The 12,539-nt window shown below is 55.4% G+C and carries 11 protein-coding genes and 1 pseudogene; 5 read left to right on the top strand and 7 right to left on the bottom strand.

Features of this window, described 5'->3' with window-relative positions:
- Window positions 1–8: 8 nt before the first annotated feature.
- From AC3IP0_RS17370 to AC3IP0_RS17380, 3 genes are read right to left on the bottom strand one after another with little or no spacing between them, the layout of a single operon-like run.
- Window positions 9–623: a hypothetical protein gene (locus AC3IP0_RS17370; protein WP_489325453.1), complete on the bottom strand. Its 615-nt coding sequence runs from the start codon at window positions 621–623 to the stop codon at window positions 9–11.
- Window positions 620–1,231: a hypothetical protein gene (locus AC3IP0_RS17375; RefSeq protein WP_489316323.1), complete on the bottom strand. Its 612-nt coding sequence runs from the start codon at window positions 1,229–1,231 to the stop codon at window positions 620–622. The genes AC3IP0_RS17370 and AC3IP0_RS17375 overlap by 4 nt, the downstream gene beginning before the upstream one ends.
- Window positions 1,228–2,691: a PAAR domain-containing protein gene (locus AC3IP0_RS17380; RefSeq protein WP_489316324.1), complete on the bottom strand. Its 1,464-nt coding sequence runs from the start codon at window positions 2,689–2,691 to the stop codon at window positions 1,228–1,230. Before AC3IP0_RS17380 ends, AC3IP0_RS17375 begins: the two co-directional genes overlap by 4 nt.
- 418 nt (window positions 2,692–3,109) lie before the next feature.
- On the opposite strand from AC3IP0_RS17380, the gene AC3IP0_RS17385 reads away from it, so the two are divergent.
- From AC3IP0_RS17385 to phnE, 4 genes are read left to right on the top strand one after another with little or no spacing between them, the layout of a single operon-like run.
- The gene (locus AC3IP0_RS17385) at window positions 3,110–3,961 is read left to right on the top strand and encodes a putative selenate ABC transporter substrate-binding protein (RefSeq protein ID WP_489325455.1); all 852 of its coding nucleotides are present in this window, start codon (window positions 3,110–3,112) and stop codon (window positions 3,959–3,961) included.
- Window positions 3,958–4,755: a phosphonate ABC transporter ATP-binding protein gene (locus AC3IP0_RS17390; protein ID WP_489325456.1), complete on the top strand. Its 798-nt coding sequence runs from the start codon at window positions 3,958–3,960 to the stop codon at window positions 4,753–4,755. The genes AC3IP0_RS17385 and AC3IP0_RS17390 overlap by 4 nt, the downstream gene beginning before the upstream one ends.
- The gene (locus AC3IP0_RS17395; RefSeq protein WP_458548710.1) at window positions 4,749–5,576 is read left to right on the top strand and encodes a PhnE/PtxC family ABC transporter permease; all 828 of its coding nucleotides are present in this window, start codon (window positions 4,749–4,751) and stop codon (window positions 5,574–5,576) included. The genes AC3IP0_RS17390 and AC3IP0_RS17395 overlap by 7 nt, the downstream gene beginning before the upstream one ends.
- Window positions 5,573–6,340, top strand: a complete 768-nt coding sequence (gene phnE, locus AC3IP0_RS17400) for a phosphonate ABC transporter, permease protein PhnE (RefSeq protein WP_489325457.1) — start codon at window positions 5,573–5,575, stop codon at window positions 6,338–6,340. Before AC3IP0_RS17395 ends, phnE begins: the two co-directional genes overlap by 4 nt.
- Window positions 6,341–7,391: 1,051 nt before the next feature.
- Here the strand turns inward: phnE and AC3IP0_RS17405 are convergent.
- Both AC3IP0_RS17405 and AC3IP0_RS17410 read right to left on the bottom strand, forming a co-directional pair.
- Window positions 7,392–8,594, bottom strand: a complete 1,203-nt coding sequence (locus AC3IP0_RS17405) for an acyltransferase family protein (RefSeq protein ID WP_489325458.1) — start codon at window positions 8,592–8,594, stop codon at window positions 7,392–7,394.
- Between the two features lie 86 nt (window positions 8,595–8,680).
- Window positions 8,681–9,070: a hypothetical protein gene (locus AC3IP0_RS17410; protein WP_489325459.1), complete on the bottom strand. Its 390-nt coding sequence runs from the start codon at window positions 9,068–9,070 to the stop codon at window positions 8,681–8,683.
- A 636-nt stretch (window positions 9,071–9,706) separates the two neighbouring features.
- Between AC3IP0_RS17410 and AC3IP0_RS17415 the strand changes: the two genes are divergently transcribed.
- A complete protein-coding gene (locus AC3IP0_RS17415) occupies window positions 9,707–11,335 on the top strand; it encodes a hypothetical protein (RefSeq protein WP_489325461.1) in 1,629 nt (542 codons plus the stop codon).
- A 31-nt stretch (window positions 11,336–11,366) separates the two neighbouring features.
- Here the strand turns inward: AC3IP0_RS17415 and AC3IP0_RS17420 are convergent.
- Window positions 11,367–11,554, bottom strand: a pseudogene (locus AC3IP0_RS17420) (IS5/IS1182 family transposase); the annotation flags it as partial.
- Window positions 11,555–11,871: 317 nt separating this feature from the next.
- Entirely contained in the window at window positions 11,872–12,330 is a 459-nt protein-coding gene (locus AC3IP0_RS17425) for an HvfA family oxazolone/thioamide-modified RiPP metallophore (protein WP_489325462.1), read from the bottom strand.
- Window positions 12,331–12,539: the final 209 nt, after the last annotated feature.

Here is a 12,539-nt window from a genome sequence, read left to right on the forward strand (position 1 = left end):
CAACAAACTCATTGCACGCCCCGTGATCGGTGGATTCCCAATGTGATGAGGTAGCGTTCCTCGATGGGACGCTTGTTGTCCCTGAAGCGACTGACCAGCAGCATCAGTTGATACTTGTTACCGACTCGCCAGTAGGCTGTACCGCCTTTGTTGACGTCGCGCAGTTGGGCTCGCCATTGCGGGGTGTCGGCGAACGATGGGAAGTCCTTGACCCGAATGGGTATCCAGCCGGCTTTACGCCATTGCTCTTGCAAATCCAATACGACCTTGAGGGTGTCGTCGAGTAACAGCGGCTCGATCTGCGGGGACATGCGGACGTTGCCGACTCGCTCATCATCGAAACTTACGCTGAGAAAGCGCGCCAATGGGGTCACAAAGCCGTATTGAGGGTCTACGAAGCGCAGGCGAGCATCAGACTTGGGCATCCGCCCCCAATAATGTCCGGGAATGGCTGGATCAATCGCCGCACTGGAGCGACGGCGCATCTCTTCCCAAGACTCGCCAATCACCAGCGCGATTTCTGGCTCATCCGACAGCACTTGAATCATCGCCACTGTCAGGAGAACCGTGACTGCGAGCACCACGACACCGCGTCGCCAACCCAAGCGATGCATCAGGCTCAACGCACGCCCCGTGACTTACTAAGCTCCAGCGTGATGAGATAACGCTCTTCTGTGGGGCGATTTTTATCCTTAAAGCGATTAACCACCAGCATCACTTGGTACTTGTCGCTTGCAAGCCAGTAGGCAGTGCCGCCTTTGTTGACGTCCCGCAGTTGGGCGCGCCATTGGGGCGTATCGGCGAACGATGGAAACTCCCTGACCCGATTCGGCGTCCAGCCACCCTTGCGCCATTGCTCCTGCAGGTCCAGCACGACCTTGAGCGTATCGTCTAGCGGCAGCGGTTCGACCTGCGGAGACATATGGACAACGTTGACTGACTCATCACCTTTGAAGCTAATGGTGAAGTAGCGCGCTAGTGGAGTTATAAAGCCATATTGAGGGTCAGCAAGACGAAGGCGAGCATCCGACTTTGGCAATCTACCCCAGAAATGCCCAGGGATGGCTGGATCAATGGCCGCACTGGAGCGTTCTCTCATAGTTTCCCAAGGCTCACCAATCACCAGTGCGATTTCCGGTTCACTTGCGCAGGCACGGAGAACTACCACTGCCAAGAGCGCGACAATAATCAACCAGACTCGTTGCCAGCCTGTACGTCGAAGCAGGCTCATCTCACGCCTAGTCCAGCAGCGATATCCTTAATCGCTTGCTCCATTTGATGGCGATTGCTGCCCTGTAAAAACTCGTCAAACTGCGCTGCGGCCCTGAGAACGAATGGCATGCGCTGACGAATGTCGGACAGATCCGCAACGGGGTTGTTGCCAAACCCAATAGTGCGTCCGTCATCAATGCGGCGGCACTGACTGGCCAGGGTTAGTTCAATGGCCTCAGCAGCACCGGACGGGATACCGATGACGTAAGAAAAATGGTTACCGAGCAGCAACGAATTGAGCCGCCAGTCGCTATACATCGCTGGTTGCAAGATATTCTTCTGTTCGTGCCAAGCCAAATGCTCAACGCTTTCGGCGATGTTGCCGGCCTCGATGGCCTCGAAGGCTTGCAGGATTTCATCGTGTTCAGTCCCAAACTTCAGCGTTTCCTGCCCCACCGGCCACAGCACCGGATGCTCACCAGTGCCATAGATGTTCTTCCGTGAAGCCAGACAATCCTTCAACGCCGCCAACCCCCGCTCCGCATAAAAAACATGCAACGGATAAACATCCAGGAACAGCGTGGTATTGCCCATGGCCAGCATCTCGTGCACGAACCGGTACATCCGTTGCGCGAGGGGCAACGCACTGTCGACACCCCAATGGGTGAAGCCCCACACCGGGTTGTCACGGTTGGCCTGTTCGTAGTCGCGTTGACGCTGCTCAAACTCCTTTATCGTCGCCCGCTTTTCCCTCTCACTGGGGCTGAGCAAGCCCACCAGCCCTTGCCTGGCGCTGTCCCTCAACTGCTGCATCGCCTCTGTTTCAGCCTGCATCTTCTCGACCGATTCAGCCGCGTGCAGCAGACCACAGCCGACCTGTTTCGAGGCAAAGGCCGCAAGCCCCGCCCACTGAAAACGCTGATCGAGGCGCCACAGTTGAGCGTAGGCGGCGTTGATCGCCTTGTTGCGTGCTTTCGGGTCGGTAATCAGCTTGCCGCCCGGCGCCACGACGTTTTCGACCCGTTGCTGGTAGCCGCGCCAGAGGTTCTCGCAGACCGTTCCCGGTCGTTCGCCGAAGGAAGGCGTGGCAGTCTTCGGTGCTGAAGTAAACCCGGATGGGCGAGGCGTGACCGGATGACTGGGGGCGGGTGGTGGTGCGGGTTGAGCGGCTGCCTTGGCAGTCCGGGGGGCAGGTAATTCCTTCCCGACATAACTGGCATCGAAAAGTGAGGGCTTCAGTGTGGCTTTACAGGGACAACTGCTGACACTGTCCAATGTGCCGGCCACCAGCCTTCCGTGACTGTTCATGAATGAGACGCCACCCATGATTTCGTAGGTTTTGTTGTCCTTGCCGCAGGACACCGGGTCCCCTGCACGAGCATGAGCGAAGCCAAACATCATGATGCGGGTATCGGCCTCCAGCACCTCACCGCCGCAGCTGGTCTTGTCACCCTTGCGAATGAAATATCCCTTTGCCAATGCACTAACTCCTGTCTTTTGGCGTCTTGAGCGAGCAGCTCCAGTGCGCCCGCCAACCAGCAAATTGCGTCTGCTCCCGAGTGAAAATGGGGGCAGGGCAAAGTGCGGCGCACAGAGTTAACGCAGGGGAAATGAACGTAAATGGGACGTTTCCGAGATACGCGTAGGAAATGGAGGCTCAATGGCTTGCTGCTGCGGTCTTCCGGCGAAAACTGTGAAGCAAACCGTATTTTTTCAGCCTGCACGCGTAATCGTTAGCGTGCATCGCGAGCAAGCTCGCTCCTACAGGTTTTGCTGGTCTGGCGCACAGGAGTCCCTATAATCGCGGCGTTTTCGTCTACCCTCACGAAGCGTCGTGCAGCAATCAGCTTGTGCGGGGCGCATCGACATTTTTCCGCTATTGAACCGGAGAACTTCCATGCTCAAACGTACCCTGGCAATGGCCATTGGCCTGACCCTGTCCCTTTCCACCCTGCTGGCACAGGCCGCCGAGACCCTCAAGGTCAGCGCCATCCCCGACGAAGCCCCCACCGAATTGCAGCGCAAGTTCAAGCCCCTGGGCGAGTATCTGGAGAAGCAACTGGGCATGAAGGTCGAGTTCGTACCGGTGTCCGACTACCCGGCGGTGGTCGAGGCGCTGGCCACAGACCGTATCGACATGGCCTGGCTGGGCGGCTTCACCTTCGTGCAGGCGCGGCTGAAAACCGGCAATGCCATTCCATTGGTACAGCGTGAGCAGGATGCGCAGTTCACCAGCAAATTCATCACCGCCGACCCGGCCGTGAAGTCACTGGCCGACCTCAAGGGCAAATCGTTCGCCTTCGGCTCGGTCTCGTCGACGTCGGGCAGCTTGATGCCGCGTTACTTCATGCTCAAGGACGGCATCAAGCCGGAAACCTATTTCAGCCGTGTCGGTTACTCCGGCGCCCACGACGCCACCGTCGCCTGGGTTCAGGCTGGCAAGGTCGATGCCGGCGTGCTGAATGCCAGCGTCTGGGAAAAACTGGTCAAGGCCGGCAAGGTCGACACCGACAAGGTCAAGGTCTTCGCTACCACGCCAGCCTACTTCGACTACAACTGGACCGTGCGCGGCACCCTCGACCCGGCCCTGGCCGCGAAAATCAAGGCGGCCTTCCTCGCGCTCGACCCGGCAAAACCTGAAGACAAGGCCATTCTGGACCTGCAAGCCGCCAGCCGCTTCATCGAGACCAAGCCTGAGAACTACAAGGGCATCGAGGAAGCCGCGCGCGCTGCCGACCTGCTGAAATGACCTTGCACCTGAACCGGGTCAGCCTGACTCACGGCAACGGCGTGCGTGCGCTGCATGAGATCGACCTGCACATCGGCGCCGGTGAGCAGGTCGCAATCATCGGTCCGTCCGGTGCCGGCAAGTCGAGCCTGCTCAACGTGCTGGCCACCGCCCTGCGCCCGGACGACGGCGCGGTCGAGGTACTCGGCGAGCACGCCTGGCAACTTGGCGCCCATCGACGCCAGCAACTGCGGGCGCGCATCGGCCTGGTGCATCAGGCACCACCCCTGCCACCGCGGCAACGGGTGGTCACCGCGGTGCTGGCCGGAAAGCTCGGCCAGTGGAGCTTTGCCAAAAGCCTGCTGAGCCTGCTGCATCCGGTGGATGTTCCGGGCGCGCGGGCGGCATTGGTCAAGCTGGACCTGGGTGACAAGCTGTTCGCCCAGTGCCAGCAATTGTCCGGCGGCCAACTGCAGCGTGTGGGCATTGCCCGCGTGCTGTACCAGGCGCCCGAAGTGCTGCTGGCCGATGAGCCGGTGTCGGCGATGGACCCGGTGCTGGCCGGGCACACCCTGTCAGTCCTCTGCCGCCACGCCCGGGAACACAAGGTGACACTGGTCGCCAGCCTGCATGCGGTGGAACTGGCCCTGACGCACTTTTCACGCATCATCGGTTTGCGCGACGGCCAGGTCCTGTTCGACCTTCCCGCCAGCGACGTCGACCACGATTTACTCGACAAGCTCTACGCCAACGAACAACTGCTGTCGCCACCCGTTCCGGTGGCGCCCTTGAGCCTGCAGATTCCACGATGCTGACGCGCGATACACGAGACCCGGCCACCCTGCCCCGCCTGCTGCTCAGTCTGCTGGCGCTTGCGCTGCTGTGGCCCGGTATTCATTTCAGCGAACTGGACCTGGGTGTGCTGCTCAAGGCCGACAGCCAGAGTGAGATGGGCCGGTTTGTCTCAGCCTTCTGGCCACCGGCCCATGGCGAAGAGTTCCTCCAGCTGCTGTGGCAAGCCACGTTGCAAACCCTGGCCATCGCCACCGCCGGCATGGCTTTGGCTTTGCTGTTGGCCGTGCCCGCCAGCTTGTTGGCCAGTCGAGCGCTGTCGTTGTCCGCCGCCTCTCGCAGCGGTCGCCCGAGCGCTCTCGGCCGACTGTTGCGCTGGCCGGTGCGCGGGCTGCTGATCTTCCTGCGTAGCGTGCCGGAAATCGTCTGGGCCTTGCTGTTCGTGCGCGCCGTCGGCCTTGGCCCGACGGCCGGGGTGCTGGCCATCGCCATCACCTACAGCGGCATGCTGGGCAAGGTCTACGCGGAAATCTTCGAGTCGGTCGACCAGCGTCCGGCCCACTCACTGCTGCAAGCCGGCAGTGGCCGGTTGGCGGCGTTCTGCTACGGCATCCTGCCCAATGTCGCGGCGGAGTTGCTGTCGTACACGGTGTACCGCTGGGAATGCGCGATCCGCGCGTCGGTGGTGATGGGCTTCGTCGGTGCCGGCGGGCTGGGCCAGCAGATCGACTTGTCGTTGCGCATGTTCGCCGGTGGTGAAGTGGCGAGCATGTTGCTGACCTTTTTCGTCCTGGTGCTGTTCGCCGATCAGATCAGCCGCCTGTTGCGCTGGAGGTTCGCATGAATCGCCTGATCAACCTGCTGCTGATCCTGTGCATCGGTGCGGCGGTCGTCGCTTCGTTCCGCTATCTGGGGATCGATCTCGGCGAACTGACGGGCAGCGGTAACCTGAAGCAGATGGGCGCCTACGTGCTGCGTTTTCTCAGCCCGGACCTGAGCGCCAGCCATCTGCAAGCCATCGGCCGGGGCGCCGTGGAAACCATGGCCATGTCGGCCCTTGGCACCCTGCTCGCGGCGGTATTCGGCCTGGTGCTGGCACTGCCGGCGGCCGGGCGTTTCGGCTGGCCGTTGCAGAGTGCATCACGTCTCGTGCTTAACGCTCTGCGCGCGATTCCCGAACTGGTGTGGGCCGCGCTGATGGTGCTGGCCGCCGGACTCGGCCCCAACGCTGGCACGCTGGCACTGGCCATGCACACCACCGGGGTGCTGGGTCGATTGTTCGCCGAAGCACTGGAAAACACCCCGCCGCAACCGGCCGAAGCCATCCGCTTGCAGGGCGGCAACGTCGTCTGGGCTTTCTGTTACGGCACCCTGCCCAACCTGTTTCCGCAGCTGTTGGCGTACATCCTGTACCGCTGGGAAAACAACATTCGTATGGCCAGTGTGCTGGGCTTTGTTGGTGCTGGGGGTTTGGGGCAGATGCTCTATGTGAGTCTTAGCCTGTTTCAGGAGGCTCAGGCTAGTACGGTGATCCTGGCCATGTTGCTGTTGGTGTTTGCTGTTGATGGGTTGAGCAGTTGGAGTCGGCAGCGGTGGGTTAAGGCGTGATGGGGGATTGGATGGATTTGCTCAGCTGATTGCATTTGGCCTGAGCAACTATTTGAATGAAGTTGACTACCGCGTTTTATGGCTATGACCGGCAGAAAACCCAAACCGGTCATTCGCGATAGGCAGAAAACGGCCAAAAGCAGTCGGTGGACAGACTAGTGGCAAATAGATGCTGTCCTGCTACCCTCTTTACCTAGTCGGGCTTGCTGTCACCCCTGTCGCGTTTCCCTTCGATAGATATCGCGCTTACAGCGACAAGAAACGCGACATGGCATGTCCACCTAATGAGAGAGTGTCAGGATAGCGCCATGAAAGTTCGATGCCCTAGCTGTGGTTGTATCGCAAACAAACTCCCGCCAAGCCTCAGGTGTCCTGACTGCGACAATTTTTCCCACGACTGGCTGATTTATGACTGGGAAAGCTTTGCCTTAATGAAGCATCGACATATCAGATATAACCTTTTAATCATTGGCCTTACTCTGATTAATTTACTTGTGGCGATCACCTCAAAATCACCAGATTTGTTTCAATGGTTGTTCAGCCTATTATTTATCCCGGCCACTATCAGTTTGTTTTATTGTCGAAAGCAGCTTGAAAGTGAATCGGAGTATGAAGGGCATAAAGGCAGGGCATTGATTCCCTGGTTTGTCGGTTTCGGGGGGTTCTAAAGCGGCTAACAAGTCGTATATGGACTCTCCCCACATGTGGTGAGTAATGCTTTCCAACCCTGTCGTCAGTGCGATTGCATTCGTCTATCTGGCCGGTGTTGGGCGTGCTCGCCCTGACCACTCTGTAGTTCGCGCAACGGGGCCAGTCGCTCATGGAACGTGGCAGGTGCCTGTCAGCAGTGAATGGCCGTAAAGGGTCGACTGCCGCCGGTGGCGACAGGCAGAAATCGGCCAAAAGCAGCCATTCTCAATATTGCGTTTCCCACATTCGCAATCAGAACAAATATGTAAAACGCATAAAGCCCGCCGAAGCGGGATTTATTTTGTCAGTAGTGTTCGACTATTCCATTAGTCGTCTATAAATAATCCTTTCACTGTTCTGATTACGAAAATTCTTTCCGCGGCGTCCTTGTTTTTGCGTGGTTGTTGCTGGCCACGCCATCGGTGAAAACGCTCTCCATCTTCTGACGTGCTATCTCGGCACCTTTCCGTCGCAATGGAGCCTCGACAAACCTGTAGTTCAATTCGCTGAGCACAATCATGATGGTTACTGATGTGAGCAAAAGTTCAGCAGTGTAGCCTTGGGCAAGCGTCACCCCTTCTTTCACGGCTACCCGGCTCCAAATTTCCGTACTTAAGTGGTACGCAAACATATGGATGACATATAGAGCGTAGGAGCGCGAACCCAGCCATTGAAGTAGGCCGCTCAGCATCGACGGGCAGTAAATGTAGCCTTTTTGGTAGCTTGCAAGCCAAACTAGGATCAAAGCGTTTATCGCAATCAGACCTACGACTATGGGGACCGCCATTAGTTGGCCAGCAATAGCGCCTAGCATGTAAAGGAGAAACACGGTCAAAGTAAAACGCTTGAGTAGACTAGTGCCGAGTGCAGTGGGCTCAATATCCTTGTACAAGGTCGTGCGCGTAAATAAGCACAACAAAATCCCCCACATCATGGCATCTAGGCGAAATGAGAAAAGCATACCTGCTGGAGGAGGGGCGAAGGCATTTCGATCTAGACAAAACTGGGCAGCTATTAGCGCGCTCAAGGCAATTACCCTCCATCGAGTGGAAGTTATCAATAGCAGAAAAAGGGGGAAAACGAAGTAGAACTGCTCCTCAAGCGCCAGGCTCCAATAAACTGAGTTAGGGCCTAGAAGTAAGCCGTATTGGTTCGCGAGGTTACCGCTAAATGTAGCGACGGCTGTGAAACTGCGTAGATTGTAAAACCAAGACTCAAACGCATTCGACTGATTGAAAAATATCGAAAAAACGAGGGGGATAAGCACCCATAGCCATGCAGTAGGAAGAAGACGGTAAGCACGCCTGATCCAGAAGGATGCCGCCGCGATTCCAAATTTGCCTAGAGCTTTACTTTTGTCGAAGTAGTCAAGGTATGCCTTGCTGACGACGTACCCTGATATGCAAAAAAACAAATCTACTCCTGTCCAGGGAGAATAGACGTTAAACAGCTTCTCCATGAATCCTGCATGGAACGGCAAGAGCAGATTTGAATGCGTTACTACCGTCATAACGATGGCAATCCCGCGCAAATATTCAATTTCAATATTTTTTCTAAGGTTCATCTATCTCTCTTATTTTTGTGCCAATACAGGACTACAACCAGATTTTGGTTGCCTGTTTTAGTAATTTGACCTTGGGAATCGCCGAGCTAATTAGGCCAGTCGCTTGGTGGCATAATGGATGGGCCAGTCAAAGGCTTCAAGGCCAAATGCCAAACTTTACTACTCGTCTGTGTGCCTAGACCACACAGATAGGCAGACTCGTTGGTCACCTCGTCTTCCAGTATGCGCAAACCCTGGGGGCGCTGATAGATGAACCTCAAGGTACCGCACTGCGCCGTTATCACTACAAAATGGCCATGGCTCATTGGCTCAATTTTGTATGTACCAAAAAACATGACTTGCTCGTCACTGACGGAGGACGAAATGGTCGCACGGCCATGCTGATCGAGCACAACAAGCGCATCATCTTCTCCCGATTGGCAAGCACTTAGGAAGGTTGGCAAGGCGAATATGGCGAGTAGTTTGATGTGTTTCATGGGGTCGGACTGCTTAAGCATCTCCTGCCCGCTAAGGCGAAAGGAAGACGGTAATTGCCGCTTGCAAGAGCGTGCGTTGCAAAGGCATTGGAATGCCTGAGGCCCCGATTCTAGCTTGCAGTACTGGTTGTTGCTATGGGAGTCGTTGAGCGTCCTGTCTATGCAGTTTGACTCAGCTCTTTTGGCTGCTTCGGATTTCCTCCGGGATGACGCCCGCTTCGCGCACTGCGTGTTCTTACGGTAGGTGACTTGACCAGCCGATTACAGCCCTTGGTGACAGTCAGATATCGTCTGATTTTTGCCTTTGACCAACGGCCGCAATGGGTCGGTTTCAGCCCATCGCGAAAGGCAACAGCCGGCCAGAAGCAGTCACTCGGGTAACGGACCTTACTCTCCCGCCGCACTCTTCCGCTCAATGGGCCGCCTTCAGCACATGCTCAAACCTATGTCATTGACCTGCCAATCACGCCCCCCCAAATCGCCAGGTCCAATCATGGGAGGGAGGCCAGGGACAAATCCGTGGAGCAGTAAGCCGTTATAGTCGAAGGACCTGTTTTGACCTTAGCGCATGTCAAGTGGCCACTATGTTAAAATTTTGCCAGGCAAGAATGCCAAAATCACTACGGGGATTGGGTAATGCAGTTAGCTGGGCTATTTGTAGATGCATTGTTTTTCATTGCAAACTTAATTGTCTATGCAGTAGCAGGCGCAGGGTTAGAGCTTGATTATCAAGAATTACGAGGTTGGGGGGTTTCAGTTGGTCTTGCAGTCGGTATGTTTGTTTCTTTCATAAAACCTTCGATATTCAAAGCCCTTAGTGTTAAGAGGGGCGGCACAACTCAAGCCGATACCTTTATAGGAGTCGCCAAGGATAAAGCTGTAATACTGGGGCTAGGCATTGCTTGGCTTCTGGGGGTTGCCGGTGTACCTTGCCTTAACTGGTTGCCACTCGTTGCCTTGATGATGATTTGTGTCTCCAGCTATCTAAAGAACAGGAGCAATCCCGGCACGGGGTGGCTGGACTGGGCGGCAACCAAGGCAAGTGAAATTAATCAGCTGAATAAGTGGCATATCTCCACCGTGATTCTCGCTGGTGCGATTGTGGCCGAAGTGGCTGGCCGGATAATGGGAACCCCCTTAATTACCGGTTTGGTATATGTCGCAGCTGTTGCAGCTGCAATTTCGTGGTTACTGGACAAGAATGAGGTGGCAGCACTAAACAGGACGAAAGAGGTCATCGCGACCGGTCGGCTGGTTGCGATGGAAATGACTTACGAAAAGCTAGACAAGCAGGCTCTACCTAAGTCGAGCGAACTTTTATTTTCCGCTATCCGTGAGCGCCGTGCCGCATATGCTCTGTCTCTTGAGATTGCCGCACTAGCCCCCAGCACCAGCTACTACTCCTCGATATTCAAAACTGCTGCTAAAAATCTTTTAGTTGGCCAGCATGGCGTTAAATTCCAATTCCGTGATTTGGATTCCACGGATGCCATTTACAGAAACCTCTACAAAGCATTAGATTTTAAATCTGACGATTACGACGAAAGTGCTTTTAAAGCAAAGCCTAGGTCAAATTTAAAAGAAGAAGATATTGGAAAATATGAATATTTCCAAAGCGTCGAAGATTATAAAAAGTACGACGTAGGCTTAAAGAAAATTCTTGGCGTAATGAACTCTGTTATAGGAGAGTCGGTTTTTTTTGAGGCCGAACACGGGCTGGAGATAATTGCAGAACGCGGCTGTATTAGCCAATTTGCTTTCGTCTCCTGCCATAAACGAAGTGATGGTATCTACCTAATTGACCAGCCGGCTGTATTAAGGGTTTGCCTGGCGAGCGAGTACAAAAAGTATATTGGTTACGAACTAATTAGTTCTTCTCTTGCTATGGTGGATAGAATAGAGCCGCTGACTGTAAATACCAAGACAGCACAAGACCTTGCCATCTTCTACTCAAAAACTCTTGGCATCCCTTACGAAAGCCTGATTGCGAAGAAAAAAGGCAATCAGCTTTCCAAGGCATCGGCGCTATCGGAAAAGGTGTTTGAACTTGTTAAGGACGAGATTAAAGGGCAGGCGGAGGATGCAGTGATTCAGGCGCTTGCTGAAAAGCTCTTTGATGAGAATGCCGAGCTTGTGGCAGACATGATCGGTGAGTGCATGAAGGATCGCGTTACCGGGGACCTGACAGACGTAATCAGCGAGTTTATTGTTGGCCAAGCCGTAGAGGCTGGTCTTGGCCTCGTTGGCGATATCGTTAGCAGCTAGGCACTTGAGTAAAACCGCACGCAAGGGAGCGTACGTGTTGGGAGGCGACGTCAAGCATCGACTCATATTCCCAGCGACTCACCCGCCGCTGTGCGCTCTGTGAGCGCTGATCTATCCACACGCAACCGTGGCAATCCAGTAATGGTGAAGCTTCAGGCCTTTCTCGACTGTCGCAAAACGCAAGATCAGGCGCTCTCCGGCTGGGGATGTCTCGTTTTGCTCGACTAGGTGAGCAAGGAACTAGTCGAGTGGTTCCGTTTTCTCGGAAAAGTTGTGATCGGGATGCCACCCGATGCAGGGGCCTACTTCATGGAGGAATGGGTCGTCTGCTCCGGTATTGCTTGGCTCTAATAGACATTCAATGACTGCTTCTGGCCGTTCTCTACCGGTCATGGTTACAAAGCCAGCTGGTCAAATCCGATGCAATCGGTGGTCAAGTGAAGTGCAATTTCGCGCCTGAAGACCAAACCAGTACTGCCCACGCAAAAAAACCTTCCTGCGTTACAACACAGGAAGGGTTTTTTGTTTACCGCCGATCAGTCTTTAGCCTGGCTCAACTTGGTGAACAGCTCGGTCGGCACTTTCTTGCCGTTGGAGATGAACTGGTTGGTGCGGAACTTGTACACCTCACCTTCGGACAGGAAACCGTCGCCGTTGGTGTCCATCGCCTTGAATTCCTCAGTGCCCTTGGGCGCCACGGCCAGCAATTCCTTGAGCGACACGCGGCCGTCATCATCGGTGTCGGTGCGCGCAAAAGAAGCATCGCCACACTTGCCTTCACCGCACTTGCCCTCGGCCTGGGTCTTTTGCGCGCTGGCTTCGGCACCGCACTTGCCTTCGCCACACTTGCCTTCGCTGGTCTTTTCCGCGGAAGCCAGCTGATAGCCCTGAGGCAAGGCTTCGGCCGAAAACGCGGTGGAAGCGAAGTTGATACCGCCGACCAGTGCAACAGCGATCAGGCCAATACGGGTTTTGTTCGACTGGATACGAGACATGTTGATACTCCGGAGCATGTGCGCGGCTGGACCACCATTGGTCGTACCGCAAGGGTTGGTAAACCTGGTTGCGAGCTACGTTGTGCATCTCGCTTTGGCAGGTCTATTTGGCCCCGGTGGTGTATCCCGGCTGTATCCGTAAAGCGCTGGTTTTGTATGGCTGTACGAAGATGTCGTGCCTTGATACACGGCGATACAACAAATACCTC

Source organism: Pseudomonas sp. GL_103 (assembly GCF_057835175.1).